This window comes from Nonlabens xiamenensis (genome assembly GCF_003865345.1).
Classification (GTDB): domain Bacteria; phylum Bacteroidota; class Bacteroidia; order Flavobacteriales; family Flavobacteriaceae; genus Nonlabens; species Nonlabens xiamenensis.
The window spans coordinates 180,096-200,336 of record NZ_RMVE01000005.1; the positions used below are offsets into that span (position 1 = coordinate 180,096).

Annotated in this window: 19 protein-coding genes and 1 tRNA gene; 5 read left to right on the plus strand and 15 right to left on the minus strand. The window is 41.6% G+C overall.

Annotation, left to right across the window (positions count from 1 at the left end; genetic code table 11):
- Window positions 1-53: 53 nt before the first annotated feature.
- On the minus strand, window positions 54-5,414 hold the full coding sequence (locus EGM47_RS13530) for a LamG-like jellyroll fold domain-containing protein (protein ID WP_124981366.1): 5,361 nt from the start codon (window positions 5,412-5,414) through the stop codon (window positions 54-56).
- Window positions 5,415-5,684: 270 nt separating this feature from the next.
- Here EGM47_RS13530 and EGM47_RS13535 point away from each other — a divergent pair, with 270 nt between their 5' ends.
- Window positions 5,685-6,686 carry a LacI family DNA-binding transcriptional regulator gene (locus EGM47_RS13535; protein ID WP_124981367.1) on the plus strand — a complete coding sequence of 334 codons (1,002 nt, stop codon included), beginning with the start codon at window positions 5,685-5,687 and terminating at the stop codon, window positions 6,684-6,686.
- Between the two features lie 257 nt (window positions 6,687-6,943).
- Here EGM47_RS13535 and EGM47_RS13540 read toward each other — a convergent pair.
- Window positions 6,944-7,017, minus strand: a tRNA-Met gene (locus tag EGM47_RS13540).
- A gap of 147 nt (window positions 7,018-7,164) precedes the next feature.
- On the opposite strand from EGM47_RS13540, the gene EGM47_RS13545 reads away from it, so the two are divergent.
- A complete protein-coding gene (locus EGM47_RS13545; RefSeq protein ID WP_124981368.1) occupies window positions 7,165-7,554 on the plus strand; it encodes an START-like domain-containing protein in 390 nt (129 codons plus the stop codon).
- 60 nt (window positions 7,555-7,614) lie between these two features.
- Entirely contained in the window at window positions 7,615-8,448 is an 834-nt protein-coding gene (locus EGM47_RS13550; protein WP_124981369.1) for an aminotransferase class IV, read from the plus strand.
- Here the strand turns inward: EGM47_RS13550 and EGM47_RS13555 are convergent, their stop codons facing one another.
- The 5 genes from EGM47_RS13555 to EGM47_RS13575 form a co-directional block, all read right to left on the minus strand.
- Window positions 8,449-9,009 (minus strand): YqgE/AlgH family protein, encoded by a 561-nt coding sequence (locus EGM47_RS13555; RefSeq protein ID WP_124981370.1) that lies wholly within the window; start codon window positions 9,007-9,009, stop codon window positions 8,449-8,451.
- Window positions 9,010-9,171: 162 nt separating this feature from the next.
- Complete coding sequence (locus EGM47_RS13560) at window positions 9,172-9,444, minus strand: HU family DNA-binding protein (protein ID WP_124981371.1); 273 nt, start codon at window positions 9,442-9,444, stop codon at window positions 9,172-9,174.
- Window positions 9,445-9,597: 153 nt separating this feature from the next.
- Complete coding sequence (gene fmt / locus EGM47_RS13565; RefSeq protein WP_124981372.1) at window positions 9,598-10,551, minus strand: methionyl-tRNA formyltransferase; 954 nt, start codon at window positions 10,549-10,551, stop codon at window positions 9,598-9,600.
- A complete protein-coding gene (locus EGM47_RS13570) occupies window positions 10,548-12,434 on the minus strand; it encodes a RecQ family ATP-dependent DNA helicase (RefSeq protein ID WP_124981373.1) in 1,887 nt (628 codons plus the stop codon). Before EGM47_RS13570 ends, fmt begins: the two co-directional genes overlap by 4 nt.
- Entirely contained in the window at window positions 12,431-12,964 is a 534-nt protein-coding gene (locus EGM47_RS13575) for an AAA family ATPase (protein ID WP_124981374.1), read from the minus strand. The genes EGM47_RS13570 and EGM47_RS13575 overlap by 4 nt, the downstream gene beginning before the upstream one ends.
- A gap of 74 nt (window positions 12,965-13,038) precedes the next feature.
- Here EGM47_RS13575 and EGM47_RS13580 point away from each other — a divergent pair, with 74 nt between their 5' ends.
- Together EGM47_RS13580 and EGM47_RS13585 are read left to right on the plus strand one after the other, a co-directional pair.
- Window positions 13,039-13,326 carry a DUF493 family protein gene (locus EGM47_RS13580; protein WP_124981375.1) on the plus strand — a complete coding sequence of 96 codons (288 nt, stop codon included), beginning with the start codon at window positions 13,039-13,041 and terminating at the stop codon, window positions 13,324-13,326.
- Window positions 13,327-13,389: 63 nt separating this feature from the next.
- Entirely contained in the window at window positions 13,390-14,043 is a 654-nt protein-coding gene (locus EGM47_RS13585) for a DUF4290 domain-containing protein (protein WP_124981376.1), read from the plus strand.
- Window positions 14,044-14,113: 70 nt separating this feature from the next.
- On the opposite strand, the gene EGM47_RS13590 is transcribed toward EGM47_RS13585, so the two are convergent.
- The 8 genes from EGM47_RS13590 to EGM47_RS13620 all read right to left on the minus strand — a co-directional run bounded on the left by EGM47_RS13590 (window position 14,114) and on the right by EGM47_RS13620 (window position 20,238).
- Entirely contained in the window at window positions 14,114-14,605 is a 492-nt protein-coding gene (locus EGM47_RS13590) for a Dps family protein (RefSeq protein ID WP_124981377.1), read from the minus strand.
- Window positions 14,606-14,752 carry a hypothetical protein gene (locus tag EGM47_RS16355; RefSeq protein ID WP_164510898.1) on the minus strand — a complete coding sequence of 49 codons (147 nt, stop codon included), beginning with the start codon at window positions 14,750-14,752 and terminating at the stop codon, window positions 14,606-14,608.
- Between the two features lie 116 nt (window positions 14,753-14,868).
- Window positions 14,869-15,726 (minus strand): DUF1853 family protein, encoded by an 858-nt coding sequence (locus EGM47_RS13595; RefSeq protein ID WP_124981378.1) that lies wholly within the window; start codon window positions 15,724-15,726, stop codon window positions 14,869-14,871.
- A 23-nt stretch (window positions 15,727-15,749) separates the two neighbouring features.
- On the minus strand, window positions 15,750-16,373 hold the full coding sequence (locus EGM47_RS13600) for a WbqC family protein (protein ID WP_240642471.1): 624 nt from the start codon (window positions 16,371-16,373) through the stop codon (window positions 15,750-15,752).
- A gap of 3 nt (window positions 16,374-16,376) precedes the next feature.
- Window positions 16,377-18,017, minus strand: a complete 1,641-nt coding sequence (gene lepB, locus EGM47_RS13605; protein ID WP_124981379.1) for a signal peptidase I — start codon at window positions 18,015-18,017, stop codon at window positions 16,377-16,379.
- A 32-nt stretch (window positions 18,018-18,049) separates the two neighbouring features.
- On the minus strand, window positions 18,050-18,754 hold the full coding sequence (gene dapB, locus EGM47_RS13610) for a 4-hydroxy-tetrahydrodipicolinate reductase (protein WP_124981380.1): 705 nt from the start codon (window positions 18,752-18,754) through the stop codon (window positions 18,050-18,052).
- 1 nt (window position 18,755) lies between these two features.
- Window positions 18,756-19,346, minus strand: coding sequence for a DUF5683 domain-containing protein (locus EGM47_RS13615; RefSeq protein WP_240642479.1), 591 nt, complete (start codon window positions 19,344-19,346; stop codon window positions 18,756-18,758).
- Complete coding sequence (locus EGM47_RS13620) at window positions 19,336-20,238, minus strand: ParB/RepB/Spo0J family partition protein (protein ID WP_124981381.1); 903 nt, start codon at window positions 20,236-20,238, stop codon at window positions 19,336-19,338. The genes EGM47_RS13615 and EGM47_RS13620 overlap by 11 nt, the downstream gene beginning before the upstream one ends.
- Window positions 20,239-20,241 lie beyond the last annotated feature (3 nt).

The following is a 20,241-nucleotide window of genomic DNA, read 5'->3' on the forward strand; positions in this document are numbered from 1 at the left end:
AAAAAAAGCCTTTGAATAATTTCAAAGGCTTTTTTATGGATGTAAACTTTATTTTATTGGATAATCACCTTACGGGATTGTGGACCAAAATTAGTGTCCATGGTTACAATGTAACTTCCGCTGGCTATTCCCTCGGTGGATACAGCGATCACACCTTGTTGATCAGATACATCCCAGGTAATCACTTGTTGCCCTAGCATATTGGTCAGGGACATCGTTTCAATTACCAGGTCCTGGGCTCTTCTTACATTCAAGCTGTTCTCACCGCTTGGTGTAAAGACAACCAAGTCCCCTTCGGCAAGTACCACATCGCTGTTACTTAGGGTAGATGGTGTTTCAAATACGATAGAGAATCTGTCGTCGTAAATACCGCTATTTAGAACTGGACTCACGTAATCACCATTCATCAAGTCAGTATACGTGTTGTCTACCGCATCTTTAAGGAAAAATTTCTGATTCGGATCTACGTTTTTAATTCCATCCAATTTAATGGTAATTGATCCTGAGCTTAAAACTTTTACACTTAATGGTAATTCCATAGTACTGCTAAGTCCTGGTATACCTTGGATCACCGCTTTTTCATTTCCAATGATAAAGGCCATATCATCCATTTGCTCATCATTTCTCCTACCATCAAAACCTCTATCATAACCCATAGTGGCGTTAGGGTCTAATGTAAGTAGTAATTGTCTGTGGATCACATTGGGTCCATCAAATCCAATTCTGAATTTGGTTCTCGGATCGGTTATGGTATTGTAATCTCCATAAGGATCAGCCAAGGCCCCGCTGCCTGGAGCAGCTACAAAAATACTACCACCAGAAGCTTCTGTTACAAATTGTCTCTGATCATTGCGGAATCTGATGTTCCCATCATTAGTTCCAGTGACAAAGAACCCTTGTGCTACGGGCACAAATCGTTCAGGCACTTTGGTAGCGATACCTCCTTGATTGATATCAGGGTGGGAAGTACCTAAGGTAGCATTACCAACTCCACCAGAGTAATTGTACATGGCATAACCACCTTGATAATTTCTATAGACATGCGTATTACCGCCCCAGTGTTCCCAGAAATAAAGGGTACCATCCAGCTCTGGGTTGTCAGCGATAAATTCGTGAGCATCCAAAGCACTAGGGTAAGGGTTCCCTATCAAGTAGTCATTTCCAGTATTAATAGGAAGGTTGATATCGCCATTGTTGGGTTTACCCTGGAAAACATAGTTTTGTTCACCAGTTATATCAGTTCCTTTCATTGTCCATCCTTCACCTGGTTGCAAGGCACCATTTTGGCCTACATATTCCCAGTTTGAATAAGTTCCACTGGTTAGGTTACCATATTTATAGATCCATCTGGTTGATATGGAAGCCGCTGTGCTTGCATTTCCTGGAGCACCGTTGTATTGATTGTATGCTGTCCAGTTAATATCGCGTGGGTTATCGACTAAAGTCCCGTCCTTAAATACTTGATTCAATGTGAATCCATTATTAGTATTGGGATCTGTAATCAAACTCACAGGAGAGGACCAATAATTGTAGTCAAATGTTACCCCAGTACCTTGCTGATCTCTTTCCAAGACTCCAGTGGTGGTAGTCGCCAAGTCACTGTCAGTCGTCTGTACCAATTGAGATTCCCCAATCAAATCTATTTTACTTTGTAGGTCCAGTAAGTGAGTAACTGTCAGACCGTGATCATTATCAACGGTAAGCTGATCGGTATCAACAAATAAGCCCAATACGGTAGCATCTGTATGATCAATCGTAACCGCGTGATCTGTGGCTACAATATTCCAGTCGATACTATGTACAGTTCCATTGATTACACGTGTACTCGCAGGCGTGTGTAATCTGGATCCGTTGGCCCAGCTCGCTGTATCCTCCCAATCACCATCGGCGGCAGATCTATAGGGAAGCGGGGCAGTTTGGCTTCTCAGCTCAAAATAATTTTCATTCCCCATTCTACCATGTCCTTGGTTGACCGATTGGTCATTGAGTGAAGTACCCAAGAAGCTGTTCATGCTATAATAAGCTTTCAAGGACGAGTAGGGGATCCCTGCGATCTCGTTTTTGGTTATACTACTAGGAATCACCGAACCAGCCAAAAAGTCTGATTCATCGCGTAATTCTTGGTTCATCACGTAACGCAATTGGTTTGCGGTTAGCGCAATCCCCCACATTCTTATCTCGTCGATTTCACCTTTAAAATGATCATAAGTAGTCTCGTCAGCGTCTATACGTGCTCCGATTCCCAAAAGGTTTCCATCAGGATCTGGTGCTTCCAGTGTTGCTTCAATGTCTAGCACACCATCAATATAGATCCGTGCTATGGCACCGTCGTAAGAGAACCCGATATGTCTCCAAGTTCCATCATTCAGGGCTGTATTAGAAATTAATTCTTGAGGCGTGGTCGCATTCCATCGCAAGGCAATGTGATTGTCAGTCATTAGAGATAATTGGAAACCGGTACCATTTTCTCTTTTAGCTACAATCGTACGTTCCGTGTTCGTAGCGTTGTTTCCTTCACTTATGATCCATGCACTACAAGAGAAAGTACTTCCTAATCCTGGTGGATTATCCACTGTGATATGGTCATCCACACCGTCAAACACTACACTGCGGTCTTCAAATGTAACTTCGGTGATTCCTAATGTAAAATATTTAGTTCCATCAAAGTCATACTTAGTACGCTGATATATACCATCTTCAACAAAGAATCTAGTTTCTAAACCAGTAGTGAAGTTAGCATCATCAGCCACCAATAGCACGTAGGCTCTATTGGCTGTAAGAGCAGGAAGTCCGGCGAAATCTGCGGTCTCAACCCTCATTTCAGTGGTAGGTACATCTGTAGTGGTCACCTCATTAGCTTTCCATTTGCGGTTCATTACCGTAATGTTTGTTGTCACCGCATCAGTTACTCCTATATCGTGACTGATGATTGTTCCAGAAGCATTGGTATCTTGACCATTGTGTCCCCAGAAAAGGAAGTCTTGATCATTTTCAAAAGTCTGGCTATTCTGCGTACCCAAATCTTCAACTCGATTCAGTCCTAGGGCTACAATACTTGTAGAGTTTTCACTTTTGGATTGTTTTTGGAATAATTCAGATTTGTCATCCCTTCCGATGGCAGCAACATCATAATTAAATGAGGTGTTGTTTGAATAATCCCAAATCACTGCATCATCAGCATTGAGGTAATCCCAGTCGGCTGCATGATCATCTGCGGTACTGGTGGGGTTGTGCAGGGAAACCCCATTTTTAATGGCTAGATAAGAATAGATTCTTTGCTGCACAAGTTCACTTTTGCGATCTCTGTAACTGAATACCTCAGTGATCTCACCATTCAAGTGGGTTTCAAAAGGCAAGCCATTGAGTTGGTAACGACCTGCAGCTAGATAATACGGGCGGTTAGTGTATCCGTGGAAATCAAGTGTTTGTCTGCTGACTTGAGTTACTCCCGTTTGGTTATCAATCTTTCTACCATTGAGATAGATCTCAGTAGAGTTATTGGCAGGGTTGTTTTTGACATTAACAATATGAACATCATCAAAAGTTCGCGTTGTATTAGAAAACGATCGACCATAACTTCCATCAGTAGGGTCATTTTCTGAAACGGTACCAACACTATGCGCCAATACTTCGTCATCAAAACGTACGGATACTGGTCCCCAACCCAATCCAGAAGGATCTTTCGCGGGATTGATGGGGGCAGACTTAGCACCAATCAACATGGTTTCACCAGCTAGCGAATTGGTCATATCTATAGTACTGCGTACAACGATCCAATAATCATTTGAATTGAATCCTCCTTTTCCACGCATGTGTTGTTGCTGTGAACGATCAAAAGCTACAGTTGGATTAAAGTTAATATTATTGGTTACGTTATTGGCATATTTGGGAGCATTGGCAGCTGCCTCAAAAGCATCATTATCAAAGGCTAGGTCTTCCCAAGTAGTCAGTGTAGTACCGTCTGTGGAAGGAATATCTGTGGAACGCAACCACAGTGTTAGCTGATCATTTACATCAGCTGGTCCATCCGGAGCAAACTGCTCAACAGTACGTCGTCCAGTAATAATGATGTTGTCAAACAAGGCTCCATCGTCTCTTGTGCCGTCTCCGTCACTGGCAAAACTTACTCTAAATCTTACGGCTGGATTGTTTTCAAGTACGGCAGGAAGTGCATGTGATGCTTCTTCAAATCTGCTCAAACTCGAGCCAAGATTGGAATTATCTCCAGTCCAAGCATCGGCGTTATTGGCAAAACCATCCACATCACCGCTGTTATACCAGTTCGTTCCTGAAGTATCACTACCTAAAACATTCCATGTAGTTCCATTGTTTGCACTGTATTCTACACGCATACCATCATCGGTATCATTGGTGTTAGTTCTAAAGTCAATATATAAGTTAAGATCTGAATAGCCTACGGTAGAAATAGTAGGGCCAGTCACGCTAGCACTTCTTCCTGCTGGATAGTTGTTCCAATTGTCAGTGTACCAGTAATTTCCTTCACCAGGCTCATTGGCTACCGTACCTACACTCCATCTAAATCCACCATTGGTACTGGAATTCCAACCTGCAGCACCATCGTCGAAGTTTTCATAGAAAATAGTAGAAACTGGACTAGCTGAAGTAGCTTGAATATCAAAATTGTAGTTCGCTTCATCTGCATCATCAGATACTATGGTAACAGTGGCATTACTCGTACCCAATGTGGCTCTAGAGAATACTATAGTAAAGTTTTCAGAACCACCGGAAGCAATCGTTGTAGCAGGAGCACTGGAAACACTAAAGTCACCAGCATTGGCTCCAGTAATTTGTATCACCGGGCTACCTGTCAAGGTAAGTGCGCCACTACCTGTGTTTTGAATAGAAAAAGTTTGGGAAAGGGAATTGTTCCCATCAACGGTCCCAAAGTCTGTGTTGTCATTAGTGTCGGGTGTATTGTCGCCATCCACGATACCATTTCCATTCCCTATAATGTTGATCTCAGGTCCTGTGGCACCACAGCCACCACCATTGACGTTGAAAAAAAAGTCAGTTCCAGACTGTGAGCCATTAATTCTGGCATTGAGCACTGTGGCTCCGCCGGCAGTAATGGTCATGTCTCCGCCACCATCCCAACCATCATTGGCACGGTCGTAGAGTCGCACTCGATAATTATTACCGTTGGGAAGACATCCTAGATTAATATTAGTGTAGTAAGATACTGATGAACCTGTGTAACATTCGGCTGGATTACAGTAGCGTCCAATCTCAGTACCACTAGGGTCGTACATAATGATATAGTTTTCTCCCGAATAGGCAGGCCAATCAATCTCCATATTGACTTGGCTGCTCTGGGCATTAGCCATTGCCGAAACGAAGAAGGCGAAGGCCAAAGAAAAAAAACTGTACTTAGGGAAATGAGTAAAATTTTTCATGCGTTATGGAATTAGGGTTCCTATCGCACGAATCTACGGGTCGTTCATCGTTAAAATCTAATTTTGAACTATAAAATCGCTAAACAGCATAATTAAAGTGCACTTTATCGATAAATCCAGCAATTATTTACTCCATAAACGGCATTTAAATTTGCCTTTAAACGATTTAATTAACTTATGGTAAAATTATGAATTAGCATTTGTGTATTTATTAGCTTACTATGGATATCCAAGACGAACCTCTTATCTTTACCTCACGGATCAATATTCATGAAAAAGAACAAGGTCACCCTCAAGCAGCTCGCCGAAGAATTGGAGTTATCGGTTTCTACCATCTCAAAGGCCCTGAATAAAAGCAACGAAATTAGTGAAGAGACTACCCAACGTGTGGCCGAAACAGCCCAAAAGATGGGATATAAAAGTCCTTCTACTTCTGGGATCCAGCAAACCATTTCGGTATTAATTCCTGATATAAAAAACGACTTTTTTGCCATGGTACTTAACGGTTTGGGAAACGAGGCAAGGTCACAGGGGTTCAAGCTGGTTACAGCCATTACCCATGAGTCGCTGGAGGAAGAGATAGACTATATACGTGCCCTAGACACAGACGCAATTGATGGATTTATCATTGCAGTGGCGCGAGAAACTCAAGAAAGCGAATCTTACGATCACTTTGAAAAACTTATCGCTTCTGGTAAACCTGTGGTCATGTTTGATCGGGTAGTAGACCACCTTGAATGTGACAAGATTGTCAATGATGATTATTTGTCTGGAAGCCGGGTGGTTGAAAGTCTCCTGGAAAGTGGCGATCGACATATTTGTATGGCAAGTACCATTAGCTCACTCAGCGTTGGCCGTTTGAGAGAGGAAGGAATCCGCAAGCAACTCTCCAAACATCAGGATGTGATCTTTAATTATATCACGGAGGTAGAAGAAGAACGTTTTCTCCAACGCATGGAAGATGCCTTAAAATATGATGGGATTCAATCGGTGATTGCGCTAGACCAGCTGGCAGGTGTCCATACGTTGAACAAAGCTCAGGAGCTTGGAATCAAAGTCCCTGAAGAACTACAGATCATCTGTTATTCCAATGGAGCACTAGCCAGATACGCCTTTCCAAAAATGACAGTCGTCGATCAACATGCCGAAGAGTTGGGTAAAAAAGCTTTTATACGCATGCATAACCTGATTAAGAATAAAGACGAGGTCAAGGTCACCAGAGTACATACTTTAAAATCTACATTGGTTAAAAGAGGAACAACACGTCAATAAGTCGATATATTATATGAGCAATAAAAATATTGACTGTCCAAGGCTTCTAAAACCATAAGGGTTAAATGAATGGAGTTGGACTTTCTTAAATCGGGATCCAACATCAAAAAATTGACTGTTACGAGCGCAGTCTTTAAAGCATCGGTTATCACCGACCTATAGATCAAAGTTATTTTCTGACAAGTACAGGGAAACTAATCTTTTCTTTCGCTTAAAGCGAAAAAAAACTCCCCTACAAAAAAAGTAGAGGAGTCTTGTAGCGTGGGGCGGGCACGATCCGCCGACCTCAGCATTATGAGTGCTGCGCTCTAACCAGCTGAGCTACCACGCCATTATGACCTACGTCATTGCTGTTTTAAGCGGCTGCAAATATAAGTTTATTTATCTTTTTAAACCAAACAACACTCTTGTTAATTTTTGGGCAAATTCACTTTTACTGTAAAAGTTTATGTTCTATATTGCCAGCAAACACAAACCAATGCAAGAACCAATCAAATTTGACCTAGAGTTTCCCATCCAGGCTTCTCCCTCCTTATTATATCAGCATATTGCCACTCCCTCTGGAATGTCTGAATGGTTTGCAGACAATGTTAACAGTAGGGGAGAGTATTTTAGATTTATTTGGGACGGACAAGAAGAAAAAGCCAAAATTGTAAAGCGTATAGGTGAGGAAAGAGCCCGTTTCCAATGGGATTATGATGAGGATACCAAAAAGTACTTTGAATTGAGAATTCAAGTGGATGAGATCACCAAAGACGTATCTTTAATGATTACAGATTTTGGCGATGATGAAGACGAGGTAGACGAACAAAAAATGTTTTGGGAGAACCAAATTAGCACCTTAAAAAAAGTACTGGGATCCCGATAAGTATATCAATAACACTAAATTTGCAGCCCTGGATTTTCAGGGCTTTTTTTATATCAAACGATGATCATATTAAATAAGGAACTCGTATCCACCGATGAAGCAGTCATCCCGTTTAATAATCGGGGTACTTATTATGGAGATGGCATTTTTGAGACCTTAAGATGTTATCAAAATGAAGTGATGTTTTTAGAGGAGCATTATTTCAGGTTAATGTCGGGCATGCGTATCCTGCGCATGGAAATTCCTTCATTCTTCACCCCAGAATATTTTGCCGAACAAACCCAGCGACTATTGGATGTGCATCAATTGAAAGATCACGCTAGACTGCGTATTAGTGTATGGCGTGTAGCAGAGGGGTTTTATACGCCGACCAACCAGAGCGTAGGATTTTCCATGCAGGTGAGTACGCTGGAAGGTCCATACACCAACGACCGACCCAAACTGATCGAGTTGTTCAAGGACCACTATATCTATGCCCAATTGTTGAGTTCGATCAAGTCTACCAACAAAGCTGTAAATATACTGGCTGGGATATATGCATCAGAGAACGACTATGATGATATGTTGTTGATGAATGAAAAAAAGATGATTGTTGAGGCGATTTCAGGGAATCTGTTTCTTGTTAAAGATAAAGTGATCAAAACACCGCCTATACAGGATGGGTGTTTGGATGGTATCATGCGGGAAAAGGTGATCAACCAAATTAAAAAGATGCTCAATTACGAAGTGGTGGAAGAAACCATCACACCATTTGAGTTACAAAGAGCAGACGAACTTTTCACCACCAATGTCATTCAGGGAATCCAAAGCGTAGGTCAATATCGCAAGAAGGAATACAACAAAGAAACAGCAGATGAGCTACTGTCACTGATCAATGATGGTCTATTTAAGTAATCAATTATAAGAAGGGTTTTCTGGAGCATTCGACCAGAGTTCATAGGCTCCACCCAGTGTTTTCATATTCCGCTTCCAGATATCGTGCATGTTATCCGATAACAATTCCTTGCTATCTGTATTTTTAGCTACGACCCAAGAATTTCCATCCAACTCAGTCTCCAGTTGACTGCGTTCCCAACCTGAATAACCTAAAAAGAATTTAATTTCATTCCCGGTGATTGTGCCACAATTGATCAAGGCACTCACCACATTAAAATCTCCTCCCCAATAAATACCATCTTCTATCAAATGAGAATTTGGTATCAAATGCGGGATGTTGTGTAAGAAATAAAGATTATCCATTTCTACCGGGCCACCCTGGTAAACCTCCAATTTAAGTGAGATCTCAGGAATTAGTTGGTCCAGCGTACAATCAAGAGGTTTATTAAGGATAAAACCTACTACACCTTCAGTATTAAACTCTGTAAGGAGTATGACGGATCTAGAAAAAGAATCATCACCGATGATGGAAGGTTCGGATATCAGAAGCTTCCCTTTTTCTGGTAAGACTTGTTTCATAAGCATCTAATATTATTTAAACATACTCAATTTTTTTTGAAACAAGCGATTTCTTAAAATATTAACATTTGAGACACCAATGAACGGTAAAAAACAACTCAAAAAAGAAGCTCCATTTCAGTCATCTGAAATGGAGCTTAATCCTTTGATAAACTAAAATACCTAGTTTACTGCTTTTTGAAGGTCGCTACCAGCTTTGAATTTTACTACTTTCTTAGCAGCAATTTTGATAGTTTTTCCTGTTTGAGGATTTCTTCCTTCACGAGCGGCTCTTTTGGAAACGGAAAAAGATCCAAATCCTACTAGAGACACACGGTCACCTTTTTTAAGAGACTTCTCAACATTTCCTAAGAAAGACTCTAATGCTTTTTTTGCAGCTGCCTTGGAGATGCCAGCGTGCTCTGCCATTCCTTCGATTAAATCTGTTTTGTTCATAATAGTGTTTAAATTAATGTTGGTTAAACTAAAACGTTTGACAAATTTATACGGATTATGCGATCATGCAAGTAATACTGCGGAAAACTCGGTAGAATGTTCATAAAACCGACGGATTGTTGATAACTTAGTGTAAATCATGGAGGTTTTTATCTACCCCACGTCAAATCTGGCCTCAGCGTTAATTGAGTAACCATTAAGCAAATCTTTTACCGACATACGTTTTTTATTCGGTAATTGTATTTCTTCAATTTCTATCAGGTTTGTGGCGCAAGCCACCATTATTTTACGATCCTCGACAACTATGCTTCCGGGAGACATGGCGTGTTTTTTTTCAACCACTTTGGTTTTATGAATCTTTACTTGTGTCCTCTCCCCATTAATTAAACAGGCCTTGGCGACAGGATAAGGATATAACCCCCTTACCATCGCATCAACTTCTCGTGCCGTAAGACTGAAATCTAATGTAGTATTGGTAGGGTTGAGCTTAGGTGCGGGTTGAAGATTTTGATGTTCCTGTTGTGATATGGTTTCTACTTGCCCGTCTGCAATAGCATCGACGGTTTCCAAACTTAGTTTTGCTCCCAGTTCCATCAGTTTTTTATACAAACTCCCTACATTTTCATCTTTTTCTATGGGTATTTCCCGCTGCTGGATGATCGCCCCTGTATCTATCTTTTCATCGATAAAAAATGTGGTGACTCCTGTTTTAGATTCTCCGTTAATAATAGCCCAGTTAATAGGAGCCGCACCTCGGTACTGTGGCAGTAAGCTAGCATGAAGATTGAAAGTTCCCATTGGAGGTAAGGACCAAACGATTTTAGGAAGCATTCTAAAAGCTACGATCACCTGTAAGTCCGCACCAAAAGTCTTTAGCTCTGCCACAAAATCTTCAGATTTTAGATTGGTGGGTTGAAGGACTGGTATTTCATTTTGCACGGCGTATTGTTTGACATCGCTTTCATGTATGCGACGTCCCCTTCCAGCAGGTTTGTCAGGCGCTGTAATCACCACAACTACTTCATGGCGGGAGTGATGTAGTTCCTGTAACACGCCGGTGGCAAATTCAGGTGTGCCAAAAAAAGCGATCTTCAAACTCTTACTCATATTACTTGGTATTTATTCTCTGTGGTTATTCGGATTAGTCTTTGTTCAAGCAAACTTCTGATCATCGGCACCAAGTCCTGTATATCTACCTCCAACTCGTTGCTGATGGATTGCAGACTTTTGGATTCTTTTTGTAACAAATGTAAGACCTTATCATGCATTAGGCGAGTCGTTCCCTTAGACTTTTTGCATACAGAACATCGGCCACAGTCTTGCCTGATCGATTCGCCAAAGTAAGCCAATAACAATCGGTTAATACACTGCTTTTCCTGTGTTAATATTCCAATCAGCTGTTGTAGCTTATCCATCTTAAGTTGGTTTTGCTGTTTCAATATTCCAGCAAACCTATTGATGGTACGATCATCATCCCTGGGTTCCAGATAGGTGATTTGAGTGTCACAGTCCAGAATCTGTGCATCGATGAGTTCGTGACGTTCCAGTAACCTCAAGGCGTCAATCACCTCTTCTTCCTTGCATTTACTGCGTGCCGCCACCAGCGCTGTGTTGACTTCAATACTTTGATGTCGACTGGAACCATAGGTGCGCAATACGGATTGTACGATGGCGTGTTCCAATGGCCGTGTTTGGGTGAAATCAGTTATGCGGTTTCCGCTTTCGCGAAAGCTTACCACTGATCTGCGGCGATAGCTTTGGGATAAACTAATAATGCTATAACGGTCCAAGGCAAGAAGAGCATTATAACACTGTAAACCGTTAAACCCATAAGTCCCACAAAATTCAGAGAATGACAAGGGATAAGTTTGCTGGCCGCCCTCTCCCAGCGCAATGTTGAGATAATTGGACAACTTGCGGTAAACCTTCTTCAAATCATCTACCGTTGGCTGACTTTTGACAAACTGGTTGTAGGCGTGTTCAAGGTCATTGACATTGTAGATCAACCTGGCGACGCTGTTTTGGCCGTCTCTTCCTGCACGACCGGTTTCCTGATAATAACTCTCTACACTATCCGGCAATTGCAAATGCACCACGCTGCGCACATTGGATTTGTCAATACCCATTCCAAAAGCATTGGTAGCTACCATGATCTCTGGCGTACCCTTCATCCAACCATTAGAGGCTTTTTCCCTTTGCGTCGCAGTCAAGCCACCGTGATAATAGGTAGCAGACAACTGATGCTCCTGCAACAACCGAGCAAACTCTATGGCGTTCTTTCGGCTGCGCACATAACTGATACTTGGTCCTGGATATTTATGGTAAAAATCAATCAAAGCCTGACTTTTGCTCGACGTTTTTTTAATTTGATAGGCAATGTTAGGGCGTTCAAAACTGGATTTAAACACTTTTGGGTCCTTCATCTCCAATACTTGTACTAGGTCCTCTTGAACTTTAGGAGTAGCTGTAGCCGTTAGCGCCAGCATAGGAACTGTAGGATGTAGTTCTCTGAGGAAGTTCAATTGGCGATAGGCGGGTCTGAAATCATGTCCCCATTCACTGATACAATGTGCCTCGTCTATGGCAATCAGGTTGACATTCATTTTCAGTAAACGTTCCTTTACAAGATCTTGCTGTAATCGCTCTGGACTCAAGTACAAAAAGTCATAGTTGCCATATATGCAATTGTCTAGCGCATCGTCCAAATCTTTGGAAGACATGCCTCCCACGATCCCTATGGCTTTGATATTTCTGTTTTTTAATTGCTCTACCTGATCTTTGATCAGAGCGATAAGGGGTGAAACGACGATGCAAATACCTGGCAACTGAATACCTGGAATTTGATAACAAATGGATTTACCACCCCCTGTGGGAAGCAAGGCGAGAGTATCCCGGCCTTCGAGGAGACTTTGAATAATTTCGGCCTGGTTCGGGCGGAAATTATCATAGCCGAAAAAACGGCGTAGAATATTTAGGGAATGAGATATCAATAATCTAATTGCTCTTTTATAAACGTCAGGCGTTGTTCCACATTGGTTTTAGGTACTGTTATAGGCTTATATCCTAAATCAGTATAATAGCGCACTAGTATATCGCCCAATTCTACCGCTTGTTCGCAATCCTCGTAGCGTTCGGCATCGCTCTGATATATTTCTTCCCAGGGAGGAAGAAAAAATACCTGGTCGTATGTGTACAGCATACAGGCATTTACATATTCCTGCGGTATGTCGTCTCCCGTAAACAAATGATAGGCGGGTACGTCTGGAATCCCACGATCATAAAAATTCAATCCAGGTACAGGGTTCTTAAATTGCTCAATACGTCCGGCCAGCAATTCATTGCTGAAAGCCATAGGATCTTCCAAAAACAATTGCTGTATTCCTTTTTCCTGCGCTCGTGCCGTGACCTCACGGGATATCTCGTGGTGCACGTGATGGCCAGCAGACTCTATGGCCTTTAACAAAGTGGTTTTGCCTGAACCAGGGCCACCCATGATCAATATTCTTTGTATCTTTTTCATACGATCACAAAATAACTAATTATAGACATAGTGGACACCATAGACATGGATTATATTTGTAATCTAAGAAGAGTATGGACAATAATAAATCAGACGAGTTTTACCAGCGGTTGAAAGCCCAATTATCAGATACAACCCTGTGGCCTTCTAAATATCTATATAAGTTTATCGTACCTAGTGAAGGTAAGAAGATTAAGGCGATTGAGGATATATTTGATAATACGGGTGCAGTGATCAAGACCAAGGAATCTAGTAAAGGCACCTACACCAGCGTTTCTATTTTGGTCAATATGAAAAATCCTGACGCTGTGATTGCCAAATACAAAGAGGTAAGTAAAATTGAGGGCGTAATTTCGCTTTAAGCACCACTATGTCTAGGAATTTACGTACTTTGCACTACTTCAATAAAGTAATAAGAATTCATTTTGATATCATCCTTAGAGTATAATACTGAGCGCAACACGCTCAACATCCCTGAATACGGCAGGCATATCCAAAAATTGGTAGAGCATTGTAAAACACTGGAAACCAAAGAAGAACGCAATAAAATGGCTCATGCAATTGTCGGAGTCATGGGTAATCTTAATCCGCACCTGAGGGATGTGGCCGATTTCCAGCACAAACTTTGGGATCAATTGTTTATCATCGCCGACTTTGATCTGGATGTAGATTCTCCCTTTCCAAAACCAGATCGAGAGGAACTTCAGGCCAGACCGCCCAAAATGGCTTACCCGCAAAAGCAGCCCAGGTACCGTTTCTATGGAAATAATATCCAGAGCATGATTAATGTGGCCTTAGGGTGGGAAAAAGGTGAAAAACGTGAGGCATTGACTTTTATCATTGCCAATCATATGAAGAAATCCTTCCTCAATTGGAATAAGGATTCTGTGGACGATGCGGTGATCTTTAGACACTTGCATGAAATGAGTGATGGCCAGATCAACCTTGCTGCCAAGGACGAAGATTTGTTGGAATCAAAAGCTCTGATTTATCGCAATACCAACACTAATAGATCCAAAAAACGTCATACTGGCAAAAAGAACAATCGCAACAATAACAATAGGAGAAGACGTAATTAAATCCAATCTTATAAAATAAAAAAGCCTTTCTTGTCTCAAGAAAGGCTTTTGTTTTTAGGAGAAGGTAGTTCTAAATAGCTTTACGAGTATCTTCTGTATTCATGCGCCAAGCGTCTAGCATCCAACTTGTAGTTTCCAGCTCGCGTATGTAGGCACCGATTAGATCAATAGTTCCTTCGTCTTCACACTCGCCAGCAGCCTCCACAACTTTGGACATCTGGGACAGAATATGTCCGTGATCTTCCAACAGGTGATTTACCATTTCTACATCACTCAATTCGGACTTGGTTTCCTTGATATTGGAAATCTTTAAATAATCGCTGTAGTTAGAAGTAGGTTGGTACCGTAAAGTGAGAATACGCTCTGCAATTTCGTCAATTTTTAACACGGCGTCATCGTACATTTCCTCAAATTTCTCGTGTAGATCAAAAAAGGAACGTCCGACAATATTCCAATGGTAATTGCGTAGTTTCTGATAATAAAGGTGATAATCTGCCAGTAGCACGTTCAGTTCTTTACTGGTCTTTTTGGCTTTGTCTAAATCAAAGTTGAGGTAATTCATTTACTTCTTCGTTTTTTTATTCTTTTCTTCTTGTTTATCGTTTAAAGTATCAGAGGTCAGATCAAAATCCTTGTTTTTGGTATCTCTATCTCCGAATTCGCCCAAAGGCTTATTGCTTTCTGATCTTTTGAATTTGCGTTCCATCATCTTTTTTGTTAAAGATAGTTTGAGAAAGGGCTAAGCTTGACAATTTTGCGTTAAAAGCTGTTTTTATATTCTTAAATCAGTAGAGAATGTTCAAGTATCCTTCATAAAGAGTGTCATCAAGCATCTTTGACTACAAAAAACCTTTCCCATTTTCCAGGAGCCCATTGCAACCAAACCATACTGGCAAAACCTCGTTCAAGTCCTTGGTAGACTCGTTCTTGTGTTTCATGATGTGTGAGCTCTTCGTGCAAGGCATAGGGTTTCATTTTCCAAGCATGCTTATGGGGTAAATAGTAGGCTTGTGAACTTGGCGCTTTCGCGAAAGCGGAGTATGACATATAATAACCAGAAATTGCATTTTTATTGATCAATGGAAAGGACACATTCCAAAGTTGTCTAGGAATAAATACGTGACCTAAAAAACATACGCTTTGCTTGATGTTGGAAACATTCAGTCCGTATTTAGTTTCTAGCAATTTTGTTGTAATAGGATGATACAACAGGGGCAATTGGTGCTCCTTAAGGCGATCCATTTTGCGCAATAAATGGTCCCTGCCATTGGGTCCTAAGTAATTTGATAACTCGCTGCGTACTGGGTCTGAATCTCCTGGCTGTACAGTGGAATCATAGCTGTAGAATTTGTACACCAATTCTACGTGATAAACTTGTCCGCTGGATTTCTCACGTAGGATAAAATCCAACTCTCCCAAGGTCGTTTTATTCTTGAACACCTGAAGGTTGGCCACCAATAATTCAAAATTATCTGATTGCTCCACACAGAATTTAAAATAATATTCTGCTCGCTTACCAAGAACCGTCCCTTGCGGAATGTTGGGTAATTCAAGGGCAGCCGACTCATCCAGGCTCGCAAAGCTAAAATTAGATAATGGAAATTGGCGCAGGTCCATGAGCTTGCCTTGCCACAGCGGAGCCGTTCGATAGAATGCTTTAAAGCGCTCAAAGCTATTACTCATTGTAGCAATTTAGTGCATTTGAATCAAATGGTCTGCTCCTTGAGGTATGCTGTACATGCCGGCCCCAGATTAAACAAAAGATCTAGTCCGCATAGGCCTTGCATAAACCCGTGTTTTTCCTGAAACACTTGAATGTATGGATCGATTTCAGACAAGGGTTTGGCTTTGGCATCCACCAATCGTTCCGCTAGAACGTCTTTCTGAAACACGACTGTAAAATGATGATCTTTAGCAATTCCCATTTGATCTAGAAGAAAATTATGGGTCTTGATATTCCAATCAAATAACAGCGGAGGTATCTCTGAAAAGAGCTGTTTCAATTCCTTTTCATAGTATTCAAAAAACGGACTGCTTCTGTAGGCGCTGGTGATGCTTTTCAAATGATTGCTGGACCAATTTTGAGATTGATCGATCTGAATAGTGTTGTAAGGTACAGAATGTCCTTTACCTTGATGAATAACAGGAATATTCAGGGCCAGTCTGCCGTTGGCTGCTGCAATATAGCATCGGTTCCTATGCGTTTGTTTGACATAGCTACCATGGCGTTCCAACAATAAATGAGAAGAATGATATACTCTCACCAGGCTTTGAACATCCGTAAAATAGGTGGGATGAAGTTTCAATCCTGACTGCTGGTCATTGTTCACAACCTAAGACTTCTTTTGATTGGATTTACGATTCTTTAAAATCTTGCGGACTACAAAATATCCGATTAACAAGATCAAAAAGTAGATCAAGTAGGAGGTAGGCTTACCATCAGAATTGATGGTGGTAAACATACGGTCAAATCTAAAACCTGAAGGGAAAGACTTACGTGTATCGTAACTCATCCAAACAAATACAGGTTTTCCAACAACGTGTGTGGCTGGTACATATCCCCAAAACCTGCTGTCCAGACTATTATCTCTGTTGTCTCCCATCAACCAGTAATAATCCTGTTTAAAAGTGTATTGATTGAGTGGAGTCCCGTTGAGTAGCACCTGATTACCAGATAGCGTGACTTCATTGAAAATCCCCATTTCATAGCCTTCATAAACTTCAATAATTCGCTCAAAATAAGATATGTTCTTATAATCAATATTTACCGTCATTCCTTCTGCTGGAATGAGGAATGGGTCGCGATCATCATTGTTGTTGGTATATCTACCGTCATAGGGAAATACAAAAGGAACTGAAATCATGCTTCCCATATCGGATGCGTCTGTAAGTTCAGCTCTATATGGGGTGCCTAATTCCTGATCTTGTACGTTAACGTTAAGTACATGTCCGGTAGCTTTAAGTTTCTCAATGGCTTCTTCGGTAGCCGCTTTGACGATCAATACATTTTTGCCATTATCCCTGCGTTGTCCTTGCTGATAACCATCGGTAATATCATAAGTAAAAATCAAGTCCTCGTCAGAAAACTGGTAACCATCGGTTTCAATCTCATAAGTACGCTGTATACGTGCACTTCCAGGTAATTTCAGCGGGTTTCCATTGATAAAAACTTTACCATTTTTCATGGACATGGTATCACCGGCAATAGCCACACAACGCTTGACGTAGTTAGATTTTTTGTCGATAGGCTTATAGAAATATTTTCGCTGCTTAGGAGGATATTGGTCAATCGTATCCACTGGCCAATTAAACACCACAATATCACCTCGCTCAATATCGGTAAAACCAGGAAGTCTTGTATAAGGCAATTGAGGTCTGGCCAGATAACTCTTTACACCCAAGATTGGAATGGTATCGTGTACCATGGGAGCTGCTATGGGGGTCATGGGTAATCTGGCTCCATAATGGAACTTACTTACAAAAAGGAAATCACCAGTTAGCAACGTCTTTTCCAACGATGAAGTTGGAATAATAAAAGGCTGCATTACATAGGTATGAACAATGGTTGCAGCAACTACGGCAAATAAAATGGAACTGGTCCATTCGCCAGCGGTTGTCCTGGGTTGTAAGCTGCGTTCTTCAATGTGGTTCAGCGGTTGGGTGTAGTTGATATAATAAATGTACAATCCCAATGTAAGCACCACCAAGGCCGTGTCTTTGGCAGAATTGTAGCCAAAAGCCCTGATAGTTTCCACCCATACTACAATAAACATGATGAGATTAACTACTGGTAGAAACAGGAGTATGGTCCAATACCAGGGCCTGTTGATGATCTTCATCAAAATGACCGCGTTCAGTACTGGTACAAAAGCCTGCCATGCCTTAAATCCAGCAGCTGCATACATTTTCCAAGTCCCTAAACCGTGTATGACCTGTAATAGGATAAAAAATATCAACCAACTCGTCCAACTCATTATTTTCTTCTATAGCTGAAGGATCAGGAGGCCTATAGCCCCAATACGTCCTTCATGGTGTACATTCCTTTTTTATTATTAATCCATTCAGCGGCAATGACGGCTCCCATCGCAAAACCTTCTCTGGTGTACGCTTCATGTGTAATGTGTATGCTGTCTATTCCGCTTTTGTAGGTGACTGTATGGGTTCCTTTGACATCATCTTCTCTAATGGCTTCAATGGGAACAGAGTCTGGCTTTTGCTGGGTACCTAAGTGCCAGCTTTTATTGCCAGCAAAATTATGTAAGCCCTCAAACAAGCTTAAAGCGGTACCACTGGGGGCATCTTTTTTCTGGGTATGGTGAATTTCTTGTAAACTCACTTCGTATTGTTCTTCAAATTTTGACATCACTTCAGCCAATTGCCGGTTCAATTCAAAAAACAGGTTAACACCTAGTGAAAAGTTGGAAGCGTGAACCAGTGCACTCTTGTGTTGTTGTACTAACTCTTCAATTTCTTCCAGAGAATCATTCCATCCAGTGGTTCCGCAAACCACGGGTATCTGTAGTGGTATAAGATGTTTAAGGTTGTTAATGACACTATCTGGGCTTGTGAACTCAATGATCACATCAGCCTTGCTAATATCTTCCATGGAGTCGTTACGTCCTACTTTGGTAACCACAGTGTGTCCTCTTTCTAAGGCCACATTTTCGATCGCCTTTCCCATTTTCCCATAACCCAACAGTGCAATTTTCATACTAAAATTTATAAGTAAGGTTAAAACCATAGGCTTGTCCCAAGGTAAGGTTATTGTAATCCATGTACGGATTGAGGCTCAAGTTTCTGTCCACGCTGAATTGGCTCAGGTGACCATCCACATTGGCATCGATGATCTGTACGGCGTATAGTACTGCCGTAAAGAGTATACTCAATTCCTTATTGCGTTGGGATCGACGTTGTGCCCTTTCTAATCCTTGTGTTGTGATAATAGGACTGCCGTCCGGATTAGAGAATTCGTCGTCTGTACCGCCAGCGAGGCGAATTTTAAAGGCATCTCGGATGCGGTTGTATTCCTTGTCGTTGATGGTATAAATGTAAATCGGAATACCTACCGCAGCAACAGCCAGTGGGGCCTTCCAGTATTTTTTGTTATAGATCTGCCCTAATCCAGGTACGACGGCACTGTAAAAAGCGGCCTTTGATGGCCGGTTGGCATCATAGTCCACTACTGTATCCTGAGCAACCAACAATTCATCAAAATTAGGTGCTGGATCAGAAGGCGTAGTTTGGCCAGAAACATTAGCCACTCCCCACAAAAAAAATGCTATGTACAACAGCTTATCCCGCATGGATCAATTTGATGATACGCTCAAAATCGGCCTTTGAGGCATAAGAAATCGTAATCTTTCCCTTGCCGCTACTTGACATGGTCGTTGCCACCTTTGTGTCCAGATAGTCGTTCAATTTCTCAGTTGATGAAACCACCTGATCCGGAAGAGATTTCTTTTTGCTGGTCTGCTTTCGCGAAAGCGAACCATTTTTTAACTCCTTTACCATTTGCTCTGTGGCTCTCACCGAAAGACCATCGCTCAGAATTTTTTGGTAAACATCCAATTGTTGGTCCAGATTCTCCAAATTAATCAAGGCACGTCCATGTCCCATACTGATAAAGCCGTCACGCATACCTGTCTGAATGATGGGGTCCAACTTCAGTAAACGCAGGTAATTGGCGATCGCACTACGGGACTTACCCACACGCTCACTCATTTGTTCTTGAGTGAGGTCTATTTCCTCAATCAGTCGCTGATAGGATAAGGCAATCTCGATCGGATCCAGATCTTGGCGTTGTATATTCTCCACCAAAGCCATTTCCAAAGATTCCTGATCGTTGGCTATACGCACATAGGCGGGAATGGTTTCCAGCCCCAACAATTTTGAGGCGCGACAACGGCGTTCTCCAGAAACCAACTCATATTTTCCAAAACCTTTCTTGCGAACAGTGATAGGTTGAATAACACCTAGTTCTCTAATAGAGGAGGCCAGTTCCCTTAATTGTTCTTCATTAAAACTGGTACGTGGTTGATGGGGGTTCATGTCAATATCCACCAGAGCAAGGTCGACTACATTACCCACAATTTTATCTGCGTTCTTGTCTTTGGCAGAATTAATATCGTTGCTGGGATCCTTCAACAAGGCCGAAAGGCCGCGTCCCAGTGCTTGTTTTTTTGTTGCTTTGGCCATAAT